This window comes from Psychroserpens sp. AS72, assembly GCF_038900375.1.
Taxonomy (GTDB): Bacteria; Bacteroidota; Bacteroidia; order Flavobacteriales; family Flavobacteriaceae; genus Psychroserpens.
The window spans coordinates 436,704-456,178 of sequence record NZ_JBBMRC010000003.1 but is presented as its reverse complement, the minus strand read 5'-3'; the positions used below and the strand labels follow the sequence as shown (position 1 = coordinate 456,178).

Genomic DNA, 19,475 nt, shown 5'->3' with positions numbered 1-19,475 from the left:
ACATTGAAAAATAATCCGAATACTATGGAAAAGCATAGAAAAGCACCATTAGAAATATCATCAAAAGAATTTAAATCTTTAGGTTACAAATTAATCGAAAGTATTTCTGAGTTTAATGAAACTATAGCGAATAAACCTGTAACAACAGGCGAAAAACCAAAGCAATTACAAGGTCTGTTAGGTAATAAATCATTTCCTGAAAGTGGCATGTCTAATCAAACTTTATTAGGTCAAGCAACTGATTTATTGTTTAACCATTCCTTATTTAATGGTCATCCAAAATTTATGGGTTACATCACAGGTTCTGCTGCTCCAATTGGTGCTTTAGGTGATATGCTGGCAGCAACCGTAAACCCAAATGTTGGCGCATTTGCTTTGGGTCCAATGGCTACTGAAATTGAAAAACAAACCATACAATGGTTAGCTGAGTTTGTAGGTGTCTCTTCAGATTATGGAGGTGTGTTAGTCAGTGGTGGAAATATGGCAAACTTCACCGCATTTCTTGCTGCAAGAACAGCAAAAGCTCCATCTGATATAAAAGAAAATGGAATTAATTCTAATTCAAAAAAATTAATAATGTATTGTTCTAAATCTACGCATACATGGATTGATAAAGCAGCCATTCTGTTCGGTCATGGAACAAATGCCATTAGATGGATTGAAACAGATGCCGATAATAAAATGAATTTGGAAGCTTTAGAATTAGCCATCACTTCAGATATTAAAGATGGTCATGACCCCTTTTTTGTAGTAGGAACAGCTGGAGATGTAAGTACAGGTACTGTGGATGATTTAGAAGGTATTGCATCGATTTGTAAATTATATGACCTTTGGTTTCATGTCGATGGAGCTTATGGAGTTCCAGCAAATATTCTTCCAGAATTAGAAATGACATTTAAAGGGATTAAAGACGCAGATTCTATTGCTATCGATCCTCATAAATGGTTATATAGTCCGTTAGAAGCAGGTTGCACCTTGGTGAAAAATCCAAAACATTTAGTAGATGCTTATAGTTCACATCCTGAATATTATAATTTTGCGACCGAAAATGCGGAACAGAATTTTTATGAATACGGACTTCAGAATTCACGCGGATTTAGAGCTTTGAAAATATGGTTAATGCTTCAGCAAGTAGGAAGAAACGGCTATAGAGAAATGATTAGTGAAGATATTGAATTATCAAAACTATTATTTAATTTGTCTCATAGCCATTCAGAATTAGAAGCCGTAACACAAAATTTAAGTATCACAACATTTAGATATATACCTACAGAACTAGCGAAAGACATTAAAGATCAAGAAGCATATCTTAACAAATTAAATGAAACCTTAGTAAATAATTTGCAACAAGGCGGAAAAGTTTTTGTGTCTAATGCTATTGTTCATAATGCCTATTGTTTAAGGAGTTGTATCGTAAACTTTAGAACTTCTAAAAAAGACATTGAGGAAATCGTTGATATTGTAGTCGCTGAAGGACGAAAATTACATAAAGAATTACTATCAAAATAAGTCATTATAAAAACTTAAACCAACTGAAAACCAAGATCATCTGTAAAAAGATGGTCTTTTTTTTGCTTTGAACTTTTCACCAAACAATTTGAACTTTAGAGTAAATTCTACGCTTTGAAATCACAATACATTTGTACCAAACAAATATTAATAATTTAAATTTTTAAAACAATGATTACAACAGCAAACATTAAAAACGGAGTAAACGTGGATCAATTAGTTGAAACTATTGGTGCAGTACAAACCAACCCAGAATTGGCAAAATTCCAGTTCAGAGCAAAAAACAATTGGATAGATGGTGGACATTGTGTGTCTAATATCAAAGGATTCTATGGTGTAGGAGCAGAAGACGAATCTCGTCAAGAAACATTCTCCTTAGAATGTAGCCATCCTCAAGTATTATTAGGACAAGATGAAGCACCAACACCTCCAGAAGTAGTATTACATGCTTTAAGTTCTTGTTTAACTGGAGCGATGGTTTATCACGCAGCTGCCAACGGAATTGATATTGAAAGCGCTGAATCTAACATTAAAGGTGGAGTAGATTTACATGGCTTTTTAGGATTAGATCCTGAAGTACGTATGGGATTTGATGGTATCAAGTTTACATTAAAAGTGAAATCGGATGCATCTGCAGAGCAATTAGAGCAATTAGCAAAATTCTCACCAGTATTCGATATGATTACTAATCCAACACCAGTTTCTATTGAAATTGTAAAAGAGTAATTAAGGCACTCCTATTCTAAAAAAGGCTGCTCATTTTGTAGCAGCCTTTTTAATTCAATCAAAAACAAGTCAAAATTAACAATGAAAACACCAATTTATCATATAGTGAATGCAAATCAGGCGGTTGCAAAAATAGCGTATAAAACCAATGAGGTTTGTCCTATTTATCCAATTACGCCAGCATCTGAAATGAGTGAGTTGGTGGAACAATGGAGTGCCGAAAAACGACGAAATATTTTTGGTAGTATACCAACAACCTTCGAAATGCAAAGTGAAGCAGGAGTAGCAGGAGTCATGCATGGAGCTTTGCAAACGGGTTCATTATCAACAACGTTCACAGCATCACAAGGTTTATTGTTAATGTTGCCAAACATGTATAAAATTGCAGGCGAATTAACATCAAATGTCATTCATGTTGCTACCAGAAGTATTGCTACGCATGCACTTTCTGTATTTGGTGACCATAGTGATATTATGGCAGTTCGTCAATCTGGTTACGCCATGTTAGGTAGTGCTTCAGTACAAGAAGCGCAAGATTTTGCTTTAATTTCTCAAGCAGCGACCTTGCAATCTAAAGTGCCTTTTGTGCATTTTTTTGATGGCTTTAGAACGTCCCACGAAATCTCTAAAATTGAAATAATTCCTGATCGTATTATTCAATTTATGATGAATAATAAAGATATAAAATCACATAGAGAACGCGCCCTTAATCCTAATAATCCTGTAATTAGAGGAACTTCACAAGGACCAGATGTGTTTTTTCAAAGTAGAGAAGCCATCAATCCTTTTTATGATGTTTGTCCAGATATCGTACAAGATAAAATGAACGCTTTCGCGGAATTAACAGGAAGACAGTACAAGCTTTTCGATTATGTTGGTCATCCTGAAGCCCAACAAATTATTATTTCTATGGCATCTTCAACGGAAACGATTGAAGAAACCATCACCTTTTTAAATTCTAAAGGAGCAAAATACGGACTCATAAAAGTGCGCTTGTTTAGACCGTTTAGTACAAAACATTTAATCAAAGCGTTACCAAAAACAGTACAATCAATTGCTGTTCTAGATAGAACTAAAGAAGCTGGTTCAACAGGTGAACCATTGTATTTAGATATTATTCAGTCTGTGTCAGAAGCTTTTCAAACAAAAGAAATTCTAACGTTTCCAAGAATAGTTGGAGGACGATATGGTTTATCGTCAAAAGAATTTACACCAAATATGGTTGCAGCCATTTTTCCTAATTTGAAACAGGAGCAGCCAAAAAACAATTTCACAATTGGTATAAATGACGATGTGAAAAACACAAGTCTTGATTATTCGAGTAATATTCAATTAGATACAGTAATGTATCAAGCCATTTTTCATCAACAAAAATCTACTCAAGACATTTCAGAATTAGCTAAACTTATAGGTAGCCAAGATGATAATTTTGTGCAATCGTATTCAGAATGCGATTATAAAAAATCAAACTCCAAACAAAGTTCACATTTACGAATCGCATCATCACCAATAAAGGCACCATATTTAATTAATAGTGCCAATTTTATTGCGCTACAACATGTCAATTTCATTAATAGTGCCACAATCCTAAATAACATACAACCAAACGGCACACTTTTGGTTAATTCTTCATTAGCGTCTAACACATTTTGGCACGCACTTTCCGCAGAAATACAAGAAAAAATAATTGATAAAAACATCTCGTTATATATTATAAACTCAACTATTTTAAAGTCCGATTATGTCGTTAGAGATTATTCGATTTCTGCATTACAAGCCGCGTTTTTGGCATTGTATAATGAATTTATTTCTGAAGAATTACCTGAAGAAATCATTCAAAATATCATAAAAGTTGATACCGAAAATCAAACCAATTATAATGCTAGTGCTATTAAAAATCACAATGGCTTTTCCAGCACTATGTTAGGAAAGTTATTAGAGAACCAAGGCGATGATATTCCTGTAAGTGGTTTACCTAGTGATGGTACTTTTGCTAGTGATACCTCTAAATTTAATTCCATACAATTATCAGAATACATACCAATTTGGGATGCTGAAGCATGTACGCAATGTGGAGCATGCAGTATGGTTTGTCCGCAAGCAGCATTGCGAATCAAAGTGTTTGATGATGGTTTTTTAGAAACTGTTCCTCGTAATTTCAAGTACACCAGTTCTACTGAATTTGATTTATTAAACTACACCATTCAGATTAATTCAGAACATTGTAATAGCTGTCATAATTGTATAGATGCTTGTTCTGTTAATGCTCTTCATTTTAAAGAAAAACAGGTACATGATATTGATAACTGGAATTATTTTGAAACGATTCCAGAATTTGATAGAATAAAAATAGACGTCACAAAAGTAAGTCAACAACAACTGCAAAGACCATTATTTAAGTATTCAAATGGAGTAGAAGGTTGTGGAGAAGCACCATATTTAAAATTGCTATCGCAATTGTTTGGAGATAGGCTTTTGGTTGCAAATGCAACGGGATCAAGTTCAATTTTTGGTGGAGCATTGCCCACAACACCTTGGTCAAAAAACAATAAAGGTCAAGGTCCTGCATGGTCAAATTCACTTTTTGAAGATAATGCTGAGTTCGGACTAGGTTTTCGGTTATCAAATAATCAACAGGAAGCACAGGCAAGAGAGCTATTAAAAAAACTGAGTTCTAAACTAGATTTCGATTTGATTACTAATATTCTAAAAGCGTCTCAACAAACTGAAATTGAAATAAGTGATCAACGAGATCGAATAGGACTTTTAAAAGAACAGTTAAAAAACAGGACTGCTTTTGAAGCGAAACAATTATTACAAGTTGCTGATAGTTTAGTTAAAAAAAGTGTTTGGATTGTCGGTGGAGATGGTTGGGCTTATGATATAGGTTTTGGTGGATTAGACCACGTTATGGCTTCTGGAGAAAACGTAAATATTCTTGTTTTAGATAACGAAGTCTATGATAATACAGGAGGACAAACATCGAAATCGACACCATTTGGAGCCGAAGCAAAATTTTCATTTGATGGTAAACAAAAGCTGAAGAAAGATTTAGGATTCATGCTTATGAATTACGACAATGTTTATGTGGCTTCTGTGGCGATTGGTGCTGATCAAGAACAAACTTTGAAAGCCTTTAACGACGCTGAAAGTTTTAATGGACCATCTATTATAATGGCTTATTGCCATAGTGAATCTCATGGTATCGATATGAAAAATCCAAGTCAGTATCACAAAGCTGCAGTGGCTTCTGGACAGTGGTTATTGTATCGAAATGATCCTAGATTACTGAAGCCTTTTCAACTAGATTCTAAGCTTCCAACACTAAACATTGAAGCCTATTTAAAGCTAGAAAAGCGATTTGCGAAGTGTTTAACATCAGAAGATGTATCACATGATTTATTAGTCAATCAATTGCAAAAAAATGTAGACAAGCGTTTTAAAATACACCAATATTTGACAGAGTGATGAAAAAAGGATGTAATTCCATAGAAATGGATGACATGTATGTTGTAAATGAAGACATTACTAAAGTGTCTGAAAGAATTGTAACGCATTATTTAAATGCATTATACGAGAATGATATAGATGCAATGATGTCCAATTACACAAATAAATCAATACTTATTACCCTTGTTAAAACGTATAAAGGTCTCAAAGAAATTAGAGAATTTATGAGCGAATTAGCAAAACACTTTTCACACGACAATACTGTTTTAATCCTTGACAAAATGATTTTTGAAAACGAGGTCGCTTATATCGTTTGGCATGCACATTCACCAATATTTAGTATCTCAATGGCATCAGAGACGTTTTTTATTAAAGAAGAAAAAATTATAAAGCATACCTTTATTGGTCAATTAAGTAATGATAGCTTCGTAGTGTAAATTTTTATTGTCTGAAGGTGAGAGTTTATAAATACCTGTATGTTACTTTCTGTATTGGCAAGTAACTAGTTCATACGGCATCAAACTTTAGTAATAAAACTTACTGAAATCATGTATCTAAATTTGAATGTTTAGGTTTTATGGGCTATGACTATCTATATCTGATTCAAGAATAACCATTATAATGTAAAGCATTACATATCAATCAAAAAATCTGGACAGTAAATAGGGATAATAAAGAACACGAATACTAGAAATAAAATAGCCCAAAGTACCCACATTAAGAGAGGGAAAGTGATTAACTCTCCTTTTGATTTCGGACTTAGGGAATGTGCTATTAATCCATGAATTCCAAAGCTAAGGATCAAAAAATCAATACTTGAAATTACAATTAAATAACTTTTGGAAAATGATTCTTTTGAAATAAAAAGATAAATTCCTATAGCAATTGCTACTAAAATAACGATTCTAAATAGTCTTCTGGACATTTTATTACAGGTTTAAGTTGTTAATTTTATAAATGAAATATGCCATAATTCTTAGCGTTAAAGCTCATCAATGGAATTCTACCATAAGATTCCATTTTTTTAACTAAATCTCTATGAAATATTTTTGAAAACCCACCATTGTCTTCACATTCTAGCATGGCAATGATATCAGCATTTGCTTTTCCAAAGTATATTTTGAGATCCTCAAAAACAGCATCTGAATATATAATGTCTAACTCTATATTAGAGTATGTAATATATTTATGGATTTTATCTTCTATCTCTTTCTTTTCTTCTATTCCTACTTGTGATTTTTTTAATGAAGACACATGGACTATTTTAATCTTAGCATTAAGAGGTTCGGCAATTTCGGTTAGTTTATTTATGGCTCCTAAGTCTTCTTCTTCAAAAGCAGTAGCATAAATAATAGTTTCAATTTTTGTACGACTTGTATCTTCAGGAATAGAGAGAATTGGGCAAGGTGATTTTTCAAGTAGATGCATGGTTGTGTTACCCATGATAATTTCTCGCAATACGCTTCCGCCTTTTACTCCCATTATAATTAATAAGGGTTTTATTTTGTTAGCTTTTGAGATGATTCCGTTAACTACAGATTTATCTTCAATAGCTTCAACTGTGACATTCAGTTTCTCTAAATCTGTACCTAAATGTTCTTTGCAAAAATTATTTAGTTTTAAGTTATGTTTTCTAAAAGCATCACCTTCAATGTCTGGAAATGGATCTTGAGCCTTTAAGCTTAATTCATCTAATAATGTTGGATAATCAAAAATATGAATCACTTTTAATTGAGCTCCAATAGCTTTACTTAATGAATAAGCATATTTTAATGCAGCTACTGAGCGTTCAGAATAATCGGTGGCGTTTAGTATCGTTTTCATTGTGTCCTGAGTTGTTTATTTTAAAAGATCTAAATTATAACCTATTGAAGTACAAACAAATGATACATATCAGTTTATGTTTTTTTTATACTGATATAAGTCATTTCCTTTAAAGAACTTCAGGATTACCTTTGTGTTCTTAATTTTTCATTGAAACAATTTTAAAAATCAATAATATGAACGATTTTAGAAACAGACCAAAAGACAATTATATTCAAGAAGCAGATTGGGAAAAACTATATGTGCTTACAGAACATTGGAAGTCAGATCTTTTATTTTTTAGAGATGATTTAAGATTTTTACATCAACTTATTGATAAATATTTTTTGTGGATATCTAAAAAAGAAAATATAGATAAAGTTCGAGAGATTGAAGTCAATCTACTTGAAATAGATAAACAATGTGATTCATTATTAGAAAAAACAAATAAACATTTGCATCATCTAGCTGAGTTGATAGATGATCCGTTTACATATGTCTCAGATAAATTTAGAGACGAACATGAAATACTTGAAAATGAACTTGCTCAATTTGTAAAGGATTTCAGAAAAAATAGAAAAGAAGTCTTCACCATTACCGAACATATAATCGAAGGAGAGACTTTAGTGCGTCAACTTAATCGTCGTTCTAAATAGTTTGTTTAAAATTTAGTTTCACCAATCGCAGTAATCATGATATATGGAATTTAATTATTGCGATTTTTTATATGTTAAATCTCTGTACTGATTAATATCATTAAATCTTTGAATACTTCAAAGTAATTTTACTGTCATAAAACTATTATAAAAATGAAAAAGTACAAATGGTTAATTATCATCTTAATTATTGTGGTTGCTGTGGTAGGCTATTTCTATTTAAAACCAAAATTGGGATCTAAAACATTAAACTATACCTATACGACTCTACAAAAAGGAGATATAGAGTCTGATGTGTCGAGTACAGGTACATTAGAAGCGATTAATACTGTAGATGTAGGAACACAAATATCTGGTACAATTTCAAAAATTTATGTGGATTATAACGATAGAGTACAAGCTGGACAATTACTTGCTGTAATGGATATGAAAATGTTAAATACGTCCTTAGAATCCGCAAAAGCTAATTTAGCTGTTAGTCAAGCGCAATTAAATCAAGTTGAAGATCAATATAAAAGAAATCAAATATTGTTTGAAAAAGAGGTTATTTCTCAACAGGAATATAACACGTCAAAATTTAGTTATGAGCAAGCTGTAAGCTCCAAAAAAGCAGCACAAGCATCTTTAACAAACGCTCGCGTTAATATTGGGTATGCTAAAATTATGTCACCTATCAATGGAATTATTATTGAAAAAACTGTTGATGAAGGACAAACAGTTGCTGCTAGCTTCTCTACACCAACCATGTTTATTATTGCTGAAGATTTATCTAAAATGCAAATTTTAGCAGATGTTGATGAAAGTGATATTGGTTATATCAAAGATAGTATGCAGGTTCGTTTTACCATACAAACTTATCCTGAAAAAGAATTTTTCGGAAAAGTAAGTCAAATCAGATTACAGCCTATAGAAATCAATAATGTGGTTAATTACCAAGTTGTTATTGATATCGATAATGAAGGAGGCTTATTAATTCCTGGTATGACGGCAAATATTGAGTTTATTACTGCTAAAGCAAAAAATGTATGGCTCATTAATAATTCTGCTTTACGTTTTAGACCAACTGAAGATATGCTCTTAGACATTAAACCCATATTAGAAGAGCGATCTAAAACAATGCTGCCAGATTCGCTTCAAGTCAAATTTAATGATGACATTAACAATGAAGAGTTGTTTACACCCACTAATTTTAAGAAAAATTTGCCCAATAATATTAATGGTTTCTTTTTTAAAAATGACAATGGTGCCTTAGATTTTAAGTTTATAGAAACTGGAATTAAAACGGGTTTGCAATCTGAAATAATACGGTTTCTAGATGGTTCTGAAATATCAGAAAACATCAAAGCAATCAACGGAATTAAAGCAAAAAAATAAATGATATGCCCTTAAAAAAAGTCATAGAGACCAAAAAGCTAAGTCGCGTATTCAAAAACGGTGAGATTGAAGTGCATGCACTTACAGATATCGATATGGTTATTGAAGAAGGTGAATTTGTTGCAATTATGGGAGCTTCAGGTTCAGGTAAGTCCACGTTATTGCATATCATTGGTTGTTTGGATAGAGCAACGTCTGGAGAATATGATTTAGATGGTGTACGTGTAAATTCATTAAACAAAAATCAATTGGCAGATGTGCGAAACCAAAAAATAGGTTTCATTTTTCAAAGTTATAATCTATTGTCTAGAACCACTGCTTTAGAAAATGTAGAATTGCCTCTTATTTATGATAGAACAGGTCAATTTTCTAACTCAAAAGAACTTGCTAAAAAGGCATTAGAACAAGTTGGTTTGGCAGATCGAATTTATCATAAAACCAATGAGCTTTCTGGTGGTCAGCAACAGCGTGTTGCTATTGCCAGAGCTTTAGTTAATAATCCAGCGCTTATTTTGGCAGACGAACCTACAGGGAATTTAGATAGTAAAGCCAGTATCGATATTGCAGACCTTTTTGTTCAATTGAATAATGAAGGAAAGACGATTGTAATGATTACACACGAACCAGAAATTGCTCAATTTGCTAAACGCATGCTTTATTTAAGAGATGGACGTATTATATCTGATAAAATTATTGAAAACAGAAGCACCAAAGCATTTGCAATGAAAGAATTAGAAAAACCTGTAAGTCCTTAAAAACAAAACTATGAGAAGGTTTTTTAAAATATTCAAAGTGGCTTTTAAATCCATAAATAAGAACCGAACACGGAGTTTATTAACCATGCTCGGAATTATTATAGGAGTTGCTGCAGTTATTATGACTATTTCCGCAGGAGAAGGAGCCACATTGCAGGTTGAAAATCAGATTTCTGGGTTAGGAACTAATTTATTGATGATCCAGACCAAGTCGGAACATAAAGCTGGAATAAATGTGAGAATGGGACGACCTATAGATGAGAAAGATTTTGATATGCTTCAAAAAAATTCTGTTTGGATGCCTCAATTATCGCCTTTGGTCGCTATTGGTGCACAAGCTATTGGACCAAGTGGCTATAAATCTACGATGGTTTATGGTGTGTCTTATGATTATTTTTATATTACCAGTAGAGCGATTCAATCAGGAAGTTTTTTTACTGAAGATGATGTACGAACCGCAAAAAAGTATTGTGTTATCGGACAGACCATTCGAGAAGAACTTTTTCCTGGAGAAGATCCTATTGGTCAACAAATACGCATTGATAAAGTGCCTTTTACTGTCATAGGCTTGTTAACAGAAGAAGGTTCAGGAGGTATGCAAGATATGGATGATATTATAATAGCGCCTTATACCACTGTGCAAAATAGACTGTATGGTCACCAAAGAGGTTATACCATGATTATGGCAAGCGCGTTGAGTGAAGACCATATTGCTGATGCCGAAATGGAAGCTACTGAATTGTTACGAGAATCTCATAAAATAAAAGATGAAGATGAAGACGATTTTGAGATTATGACGCAAATCGAACTTCAGGAAATTACAGGAAATATTACAGGGATTTTAACCATTTTATTAGGAGCAGTTGCTAGTATATCATTGCTTGTTGGAGGCATTGGTATTATGAATATTATGTTGGTTTCCGTTACTGAACGAACACGTGAAATAGGAACAAGACTTGCCATTGGTGCAAGGGAAAGTGATATTCTTACTCAATTTTTAATAGAAGCTATTGTATTAAGTTTGGTTGGTGGTTTTTTAGGTGTTTTATTTGGAATTATTGGAAATCAAATTATTTATAAAGCAACCAGTTTTTATATTCCAACAGCCATGTATTCTATATTGATTGGCTTTGGCTTTGCAGCACTTGTTGGTATTACTTTTGGATACTTTCCTGCAAGAAAAGCAGCAAAATTAAACCCTATTGATGCCTTGCGTTATGAGTAAAACATATTATTAACTTAATAATTAAAACTTTTGATAATGAAAGATTTACACAATATTCTTACAGAAATTACACAGCTTACAACATCTATTGAAACCGATTATCCAGAGCTTTATCGGTCTTTAGATGAAAATCCACTGACATTGCCTGTAAGTAAACATCCACATATGGATAAAAAGGTAATGACCGAATATCTAGAAAGTTTAAAGCAAGTATTAGGTCATTATATAGCGGAAGAGAAAATTAAAAACAAAAAATCTAAATAGTATAACTATGGGAGAGATTGCAACATCAAATAGACAGATAACATTGTATTACAGTTCCAAATCTGTAAGAGCTAAACAAACTTTGGTTTATGCAAAAGCTGAAGGATTAGCCATTCAAGAGGTCGATATCTTAAAAACCAAATTAACAGGCACACAAATAGTAGAACTTGCTGATAGATTACATTTGCAAGTTGCAGATCTTGTTAACCAAGACCATCCAGCTTATGAAACTAAATTTGAGCACCACAATCTGTCTACAGATGACTGGATAAAGATGATACAACACAATCCGGAAATTATGAAACAACCTATTGCGTTACGAGGCGATAAGACAATTTTGGTCGAAACTCCTACTGATATTATTAAGATTTAATATCGTAACTCATAGTTCCTAAATAGAAAGTTATTTATGTCCCTTTTTTATACTAAAATCATACAAGAATGACATAAGTCATTTTATATCTTTTAGTAATTAATCACCTTTGATTAATAGAATAAAAATCAATTTTAAAATTTATACAATCATGGAAAAAGAAGTATTATACAATTCAAATATGCATTTTGAGCACGTACAATGGAAAGGAGAACTTGCCTTTTGGGAAGACGAACTAAAATTTTTTAATAATCGATTGAGTGAACTTGTAACACGATGGACAGATAAAGATGTACTTAAGCAATTAGAACATTATCAAAATGAATTTATCCTTCATGGAGGTGTCATAGACGATTTACAAGAATCTATTGAAGAACATGAAGAACGTATCGCTGGTCAAAGTATAACAGGTGAGGACGCAATTGATGTACCATTAGCTAAAGGACATGTGGAGTTTAGAAATCGCATGGAAACTCAAAGAGAAATTTACGCTAATCTTAAAAAAGAGTTTTTTAGGTTTCTTGAAAAGTATATGTAAAATCAATAGTATTTATGGGTAGTTTAAAACTTCCAAACAAAAGAGAAATTATAAGATATAATACCCTTTTTAGCGCGCTCACAAAGTACGGTTTTGAAGATGTCATGGCTAGTAGTAAACTTAAGAGATTAGTTCCAAATAGCTATCTTAAAAGTCATCCTGAGACTCAAAAACTATTGTCATTTACAACGTATGAGCGCATAAGAATGGTTTTGGAAGAATTAGGCCCAACCTACGTTAAACTTGGACAGATATTTAGCAATAGGGATGATATGTTGCCGCCAGGCTTAATTAAAGAACTGGAAAAATTACAGGATCATGTGCCGACACTAAAAAACTTCAACGTCAATGACGTTGTTGAAAAAGAATTGGGCATTACTAATTCAGAGCATTTTCAATCTATAAATCCTGAACCTCTTGCAGCAGCATCACTAGCACAAGTGCACAAAGCACAATTACTTACAGGTGAACACGTAGCTCTTAAAATTCAACGACCAGATATTAAAAGCATCATTGAAGCAGATATTTTGGTCATGAAACAAGTGGCTAAGAACCTGCAAAAGTATAGTGCTAAAGCCAAAGCTTTAGAACCTTTACGAATTGTAGATGCGTTTGAAAAAAGTATCAAAGAGGAACTTCAGTTTTTGCGAGAGGTTGGTAATATGGAACGCTTTGCTAAAGATTTTGAAGGTAATAATGCTATTTATGTCCCCAAAGCATATCGCAAGTTATGTACAGATCAACTTATTTGTATGGAATTTATTGATGGTATTAAAGTTTCAGAAATTGAAAAACTAAATACCTTAGGCATCAATCCTACTCAAGTGGCTAAAGTTGGTGTCGACTTATATTTAGAACAAGTTTTAGAACACGGCTTTTTTCACGCAGATCCACACCCTGGAAATATCTTTGTCATACCAGAAACTGAACAAGTTTGTTTTATCGATTTCGGTATGATGGGAACTATTATGCCAAATGATCAAGAAACACTAAGCGATCTTTTACTGTACTTTCTTCAAAAGAATGTCAAGAAAATTATTCCATTATTAGAGAAGGTAGCCGTAAAAGTAGAAATTCCAGATTATAAAAAGTTAGAGTACGATTTATATGAGTTAATTGAGGATGTGAGTAATACTGCACTTCAGAATATTAAATTAAGCAGCATTCTCGATCAATTTAAAACAGTTTTATACGAAAATAAAATAACCTTACCTCATTATTTATATATGCTTATAAGGGCTTTGGTTATTATTGAAGGTGTAGGTCTCAAACTAGATCCTGCATTTAATATGACAGATAATCTGCAACCATATACGTCTAAAGTTACAAAAAAACGCTTTAGCCTTAAACGGTTATTTAAAAGAAATCTCAACCGTTTTCAAGATATTAATGAACTTGTAGATACACTGCCTGATGATATAAATACCATCTTAAAAAAAATTAAAGAAGGTAAATTAGTCATTGTTCATGAGCATAAAGGACTTAAAGAATTACAAGAGGCATCGAGTAAAGCTGTTAACCGTTTGGTATTTGCAATTATAATTGCCGCTTTATCCATTGGATCTTCAATATTGGTCATTGCAAAAATGCCACCTTTAATTAATGGTATTCCTTTATTGGGAGCCATCGGATTTGTATTATCTGGACTATTGGGCTTTTATATTGTTATCTCTATTTTTAGAAATAATCAATTTTAATAATTGATTTATGGACGCATTTCATAGCATAACTGAATTTATAGACACCTACATTCTAGGAGTGCTCATCAGTATGGGAATTGGTCTAATCATTGGTCTAGAACGAGAATACGACAAACTTAAAGAAGAAAAAGGAATTGCAGGTATTCGAACCTTTCCTATAGTTACTATTCTTGGTTTTTCATTAGGCAATCTTACAGAGCTATTTTCACCTTGGTTATTGATTGTAAGTCTAGCTGCATTTATTATGTTTTTAGCAGCTAATCAGTTTTCTCAAAAACAAGAGGAATATGGACACGGACTTACAACCAACTTAGCCTTAATCGCAACCTTTATATTAGGCGTAATGGTGTCGGTCGAATATTACAGAGATGCCGTCGCAACAGCAGTTATCATCGTAACTTTACTATCTCTTAAAACACGATTCCGTTCGGTTATTAGTAATATTACTTCCGAAGAACTTTTTGCATTCATTAAGTTTTCAATAGTCGCTTTGTTAATTCTACCGTTTCTTCCAAATAAAACCTATGGTCCAGATAACCTATTGAATCCTTTTGAAATTGGTTCCATAATAGTCATCGTTTCTTTCTTAAATTTTATCGGTTATTTTCTAGTCAAATTTATAGGCTCAAAAAAAGGAATCATACTCACTGCGATACTTGGCGGACTTATATCAAGTACTGCTGTAGCTTGGAATTATGCCTCAAGGAGTAAAGAATCTCCAGAACTTTCAAAAAAATATAGCGCAGGAATCATCGTTGCATCAGCCATTATGTTTCCACGATTGGCTTTGTTAGCTTACATTTTTAACCATAAAATACTCATTAATTTAGTGCTTCCTTTTGGGTTATTGACAGCCATTTGTGTAATAGCTACATTGCTATTAATGCGTAGAGACGACCCAAAACCAGACACCAATATTAAACTTGGCAATCCCTTAAATATGTTAAATGCCATAAAATTTGGAGCAGTTTATGTCATCATTAGTTTTGCCGTGTTTTATAGCAATCAGTTTTTTGGAGAAAGTGGTTTGTATTATTCCGCTTTAATCGCAGGTCTGGCAGATACAGATGCCATTACCATTAGCATGTCAAAATTCTCTCTAGATGGCAATAAATTAACGCTCGCCTCCTCTGTAATCATTGCGGCTACTATCAGTAATATGTTAGTAAAATTGGGCATAACCGCTTTTAAAGGTTCCAAAACAGCAGGCAAATTTGTTGGTTATGCTTTTGGTAGCGTCATCCTTGTTGGAATCATTTATATACTTGTTATTAAAAGCTAGTTTCATTTTAATATTTAAAAGTAGGGCGTGACCACAAGGGTCAGGCTTTTCGTTACAATTCCTCGCATCTCCTGCGTCGAGCTGTGGGATTTCCACTGCAATCCTTCACGCAAATACCGAAACTTGATAGTCATAATTAAAATCAACTTTTTTTCATCATGCTGACCTAGGTCAGTGCTAGTCTTCATTCAGAAAAGTAATTTTATACTGTAAATATTGATAGTGACTTTATGGGTTTTCTGTCAAATAAATGGTAATACAATGAAAAAATTAAATGCACAAGAAGCAAAAGAGATCGGCAATAATTTGGGTATTAATTGGAATGACATCCCAATAGATCAATTCACCAAAGGCATAAATGTCGAATTTGAACATGGGACAAGATATCCAGAAACTAATATTACAAATGATGATAAAGCCTTAACAGGAAAAATAGCTTGGGCTCATTTAAAAGAGTTTCCAGATTACTATACACGCTTAGAAAAAATGGAAAACGAAGCTGAAGCCTTTTGGAACGTAAAAGAGACCAGTTAACTTATTAGGGAATAAAGAATTAAGAAAAAAAAACAATATTTTAAAACAATAAAAATGGCAAATATTATCGTCGTTTCTTTTAAGGAAGAAACAAAAGCTATAGATGCTTTGCACAAAATTAAAGAATTGGATGCTTATGGAGATATTACACTCTATGAACATATGATGATTCGTAAAAAAGACAATAACCAATATGAAGTTTTAAACGATCAAACAGATGGAGAAGGCTGGAGAACATTTACAGGAATGGCTTTTGGTGGTCTTATAGGAGCATTTGCAGGACCTTTAGGATTAGTTATCGGATTGTATACAGGTACAGTTGCTGGTGCTATTTGGGATTTTAGTCGCTATGATTTTGAAGAAGACTTTATTAAAAAAGTCAGTAATAAAATGAATGTAGGCACAATTGCTATTATTGCTGAAGTTGCAGAAGATAGTTCAGTGTTTGTAGATGACGCTCTTATAGGATTAAGTTCAGAAATTATTAGAAGTGAAGCAGGATTAGAATTTGATGATTATGTAGATGATCAAATTGAAGATTTAGAAGAAGCCATTGAAGATGAACGCGAAAAACTTAAAAAAGCAACTGCAGAAGAAAAAGCAAAAATTAAATCAAAAATTGCCAACCTAAAAGCGAAGCGTAAGGCTGAAATAGCTGAGTTGGAAGTAAAACGAAAATCTGCTTTAAAAGACATTAAAAACGAGACAAAAGCTCGAATTAACAAATTAGAAGCACGTCTTGAAGGGTATAAAGATGCTATTTCAGAATCCTATAGTAACGCAAGAAAGAATAGACTAAAAAAGCGTATCAAAAGAGAAGAAGAAAAACTATACCAATTGCATAGCGCGTTGGGAGAAGATTCTGTTGATTAATTATTGACGAATTGATATGCATCATAACTCTAAAATTTAATTAAAATGGGAAAGCTAATACTAGTAAGACACGGAAAAAGCTTTTGGAACATAAAGAACATCTTTACGGGTTGGACAGATATTGATTTGGCACCTGAAGGCATTGTTGAAGCTAGATTAGCAGGAGAAATTATTAGAAGTCAAAATATAGCGATTGATATTTGTTTTTCATCCTATCTAAAAAGAGCAATACGAACAGCCACAATTATTTTAGAAAATGCTGATATGATGCATATTGATGTCTTGAAAAGTTGGAAACTCAACGAGCGAAATTATGGTGCATGGCAAGGCAGGAACAAAGACGAAGTAAGAAAAGATGTTGGAGAAGATTTGTTTTGGGCAATTAGAAGAGGTTATAGTACACCACCTCCTAGTTTATCAGTGGATGATGAAAGACATCCAAAATTTGATCGTAGATATCAAAACCTTAGCATAGGCGATTTACCAATAGGAGAGTCCTTGGAACAAACAAAACAAAGAGCTGTTCAATACTATTTTGAAGCCATTGTTCCAGAATTGGTAAAAGGAAAGACTGTTTTGGTTTCGGCACATGGCAATTCTATTAGAGCATTAATTGGACATATAGAAAACATGGCTCCAAAAGAATATCCTAAAGTAGAAGTCCTTACAGGAGTACTAAATGTATTTGAGTTTGATAATGCTATGAAACTAAAGGATAAATATGCGTTAACCCAGGATAGTCTAGTTGCCATTTAACTAATGAGTTATGAAAACAAATATGTTATCCTCATTGGTAATAGTAATTATGATAGGAATCATATCAATAGGCTGTGGATCTACCTCAACTGAAAAGTCAAAATTAACTAAAGAAAACACAGAGGACGCAAATGCGAACTTAAATCAAGTAAAAAAAGAGTCTCAAGAAGAATTTAAAGTAAAAGCAAAAGTAGATTGGAAAACATTTAATAAAGCATCTCAAAAGGCAATTAAAAAACAAGAAATTCAAATTGAAAAAATAAAACTAAAAATTTCAAAAGTCAATAAAGAAGAAGCGCAAAAGTTCTCTTCAGCATTGGATACATTAGAACAAAAAAAGAATAGTCTCAAACAACGATTGGCTCAAATTAATAAAAAAATTAAGACAAATATGAAGCACATTAATGAATCTGATGAAGTTATAAAAAGAGCTTTTGAAAAATCATTTGTTAATGATATGAATGAGCTTATAATTGGAATTAGAGATTTTTGGAAAACAAATAGTATTAATAAATAAAATTTAAAACAATTAATTATGAAAAAAAATATTTTATCCTTAATCATAATAGCATTTATGACAGGAACAGTTTTAACAAGTTGTGGTGAGACATCTAAAAAAGATGCAAAAACAGTCAAAGAAGATGTGAAAACACTCAATAAAGATCTAAAAAAAGGCGCAAAAGACACAAGTGAAGAAATTAAAACTGCAGTAAAATCAGATTGGCAAAAGTTTAAAACATCATCTGAAACTGCAATTGAAAACACAGAAAAACAGATTGAAATCTTAAGAGGTGAAATTGCTAAAGCGAGTAAAACTGAAAAAGAAAAATTGACAAAAAGTTTAGACAAGCTAGAACAAAAAAATAAAGAACTTAAAGAGAAATTAGCGAAAAGAGGTGAGGAGTTTAAACAAGACATGATTACTTTTAATGCAAAGGCTAAATCTGATGAACAAAAATTTGAACGTGAGTTTACGCACGATATGGATGAACTAGGAAGAGCTTTGAAAGATCTTTTTAAAAATAATGTAGAGTAACTAAAATCATATAATTATGGCAACTACGATTTTAAGTTCAGCACAATCTGCAGTAAAAAATTGGTGGATATCTCTTTTAATAGGTATTCTATACATTATTGCTGGAGTCTGGGTGTTTCAAACACCTTTAGCAAGTTATGTGTCATTAAGCATTATTTTTAGTGTGTTTATCTTTGTGTCAGGCATATCTCAAATTGCATTTTCCGTTTCTAATAGAAACGAGATAAATAATTGGGGTTGGTATCTAGCTGGAGGTATTCTAGATATTATTATAGGTTTATTACTCATTACACATCCATTAATGACGATGGCAATTCTTCCTTTTTATGTTGGTTTTTGGTTATTGTTTCAAGGATTTATGGACATTGGATTATCATTTCAGTTTAAGTCTGCTGATGTTCCAAATTGGGGCTGGTTACTGTTTTTAGGATTTCTTACTTTAATATTTTCATTTCTATTATTAGCTAATCCAGTTTTTGCAGGTTTAAGTATTGTGTATATGACTGCTATGGCATTTCTAACTGCAGGTGTTTTTAGAATATTTCTGGCATTTGGTTTGAAAAAAATTAAGAAGGATTTCAGTTCATAATCCAAAAAGATTATTAACAGCTGTGAAATCTA

Annotated in this window: 21 protein-coding genes; 19 read left to right on the top strand and 2 right to left on the bottom strand. The window is 32.5% G+C overall.

Annotated features, from left to right (window positions below; all coding sequences use genetic code 11):
• Window positions 1–24 precede the first annotated feature (24 nt).
• From WNY78_RS08215 to WNY78_RS08200, 4 genes are all read left to right on the top strand, one after another.
• Window positions 25–1,509 carry an aminotransferase class V-fold PLP-dependent enzyme gene (locus WNY78_RS08215; RefSeq protein WP_342872719.1) on the top strand — a complete coding sequence of 495 codons (1,485 nt, stop codon included), beginning with the start codon at window positions 25–27 and terminating at the stop codon, window positions 1,507–1,509.
• A gap of 171 nt (window positions 1,510–1,680) precedes the next feature.
• Window positions 1,681–2,235, top strand: coding sequence for an OsmC family protein (locus WNY78_RS08210; protein WP_044632389.1), 555 nt, complete (start codon window positions 1,681–1,683; stop codon window positions 2,233–2,235).
• Window positions 2,236–2,316: 81 nt separating this feature from the next.
• A complete protein-coding gene (locus tag WNY78_RS08205) occupies window positions 2,317–5,703 on the top strand; it encodes a thiamine pyrophosphate-dependent enzyme (protein ID WP_342872718.1) in 3,387 nt (1,128 codons plus the stop codon).
• Entirely contained in the window at window positions 5,703–6,122 is a 420-nt protein-coding gene (locus WNY78_RS08200; RefSeq protein WP_342872717.1) for a nuclear transport factor 2 family protein, read from the top strand. The genes WNY78_RS08205 and WNY78_RS08200 overlap by 1 nt, the downstream gene beginning before the upstream one ends.
• Before the next feature lie 194 nt (window positions 6,123–6,316).
• Here the strand turns inward: WNY78_RS08200 and WNY78_RS08195 are convergent, their stop codons facing one another.
• On the bottom strand, window positions 6,317–6,610 hold the full coding sequence (locus WNY78_RS08195; RefSeq protein WP_342872716.1) for a hypothetical protein: 294 nt from the start codon (window positions 6,608–6,610) through the stop codon (window positions 6,317–6,319).
• Between the two features lie 26 nt (window positions 6,611–6,636).
• Complete coding sequence (locus WNY78_RS08190; protein ID WP_342872715.1) at window positions 6,637–7,509, bottom strand: universal stress protein; 873 nt, start codon at window positions 7,507–7,509, stop codon at window positions 6,637–6,639.
• 176 nt (window positions 7,510–7,685) lie between these two features.
• Between WNY78_RS08190 and WNY78_RS08185 the strand changes: the two genes are divergently transcribed.
• From WNY78_RS08185 to WNY78_RS08115, 15 genes are all read left to right on the top strand, one after another.
• A complete protein-coding gene (locus WNY78_RS08185) occupies window positions 7,686–8,144 on the top strand; it encodes a hypothetical protein (RefSeq protein WP_342872714.1) in 459 nt (152 codons plus the stop codon).
• 153 nt (window positions 8,145–8,297) lie between these two features.
• The gene (locus WNY78_RS08180; RefSeq protein WP_342872713.1) at window positions 8,298–9,518 is read left to right on the top strand and encodes an efflux RND transporter periplasmic adaptor subunit; all 1,221 of its coding nucleotides are present in this window, start codon (window positions 8,298–8,300) and stop codon (window positions 9,516–9,518) included.
• 5 nt (window positions 9,519–9,523) lie between these two features.
• Window positions 9,524–10,273, top strand: coding sequence for an ABC transporter ATP-binding protein (locus tag WNY78_RS08175; RefSeq protein WP_342872712.1), 750 nt, complete (start codon window positions 9,524–9,526; stop codon window positions 10,271–10,273).
• Window positions 10,274–10,358: 85 nt separating this feature from the next.
• The gene (locus WNY78_RS08170) at window positions 10,359–11,498 is read left to right on the top strand and encodes an ABC transporter permease (protein WP_342872711.1); all 1,140 of its coding nucleotides are present in this window, start codon (window positions 10,359–10,361) and stop codon (window positions 11,496–11,498) included.
• Window positions 11,499–11,534: 36 nt separating this feature from the next.
• Window positions 11,535–11,762 carry a hypothetical protein gene (locus tag WNY78_RS08165; protein WP_342872710.1) on the top strand — a complete coding sequence of 76 codons (228 nt, stop codon included), beginning with the start codon at window positions 11,535–11,537 and terminating at the stop codon, window positions 11,760–11,762.
• 7 nt (window positions 11,763–11,769) lie between these two features.
• Complete coding sequence (locus WNY78_RS08160; RefSeq protein ID WP_342872709.1) at window positions 11,770–12,135, top strand: hypothetical protein; 366 nt, start codon at window positions 11,770–11,772, stop codon at window positions 12,133–12,135.
• 151 nt (window positions 12,136–12,286) lie between these two features.
• Window positions 12,287–12,673, top strand: a complete 387-nt coding sequence (locus tag WNY78_RS08155; protein WP_342872708.1) for a hypothetical protein — start codon at window positions 12,287–12,289, stop codon at window positions 12,671–12,673.
• Between the two features lie 14 nt (window positions 12,674–12,687).
• Complete coding sequence (locus WNY78_RS08150) at window positions 12,688–14,370, top strand: AarF/ABC1/UbiB kinase family protein (protein WP_342872707.1); 1,683 nt, start codon at window positions 12,688–12,690, stop codon at window positions 14,368–14,370.
• Between the two features lie 10 nt (window positions 14,371–14,380).
• Complete coding sequence (locus WNY78_RS08145) at window positions 14,381–15,655, top strand: MgtC/SapB family protein (RefSeq protein ID WP_342872706.1); 1,275 nt, start codon at window positions 14,381–14,383, stop codon at window positions 15,653–15,655.
• A gap of 261 nt (window positions 15,656–15,916) precedes the next feature.
• Entirely contained in the window at window positions 15,917–16,189 is a 273-nt protein-coding gene (locus WNY78_RS08140; RefSeq protein WP_342872705.1) for a DUF5661 family protein, read from the top strand.
• A gap of 54 nt (window positions 16,190–16,243) precedes the next feature.
• Entirely contained in the window at window positions 16,244–17,062 is an 819-nt protein-coding gene (locus tag WNY78_RS08135) for a DUF1269 domain-containing protein (protein ID WP_342872704.1), read from the top strand.
• A gap of 45 nt (window positions 17,063–17,107) precedes the next feature.
• Window positions 17,108–17,818, top strand: coding sequence for a 2,3-diphosphoglycerate-dependent phosphoglycerate mutase (locus tag WNY78_RS08130; protein ID WP_342872703.1), 711 nt, complete (start codon window positions 17,108–17,110; stop codon window positions 17,816–17,818).
• A 10-nt stretch (window positions 17,819–17,828) separates the two neighbouring features.
• Window positions 17,829–18,335: a hypothetical protein gene (locus tag WNY78_RS08125; protein WP_342872702.1), complete on the top strand. Its 507-nt coding sequence runs from the start codon at window positions 17,829–17,831 to the stop codon at window positions 18,333–18,335.
• Window positions 18,336–18,353: 18 nt separating this feature from the next.
• Complete coding sequence (locus tag WNY78_RS08120; protein ID WP_342872701.1) at window positions 18,354–18,854, top strand: hypothetical protein; 501 nt, start codon at window positions 18,354–18,356, stop codon at window positions 18,852–18,854.
• 16 nt (window positions 18,855–18,870) lie between these two features.
• On the top strand, window positions 18,871–19,443 hold the full coding sequence (locus WNY78_RS08115; RefSeq protein ID WP_342872700.1) for a DUF308 domain-containing protein: 573 nt from the start codon (window positions 18,871–18,873) through the stop codon (window positions 19,441–19,443).
• Window positions 19,444–19,475 lie beyond the last annotated feature (32 nt).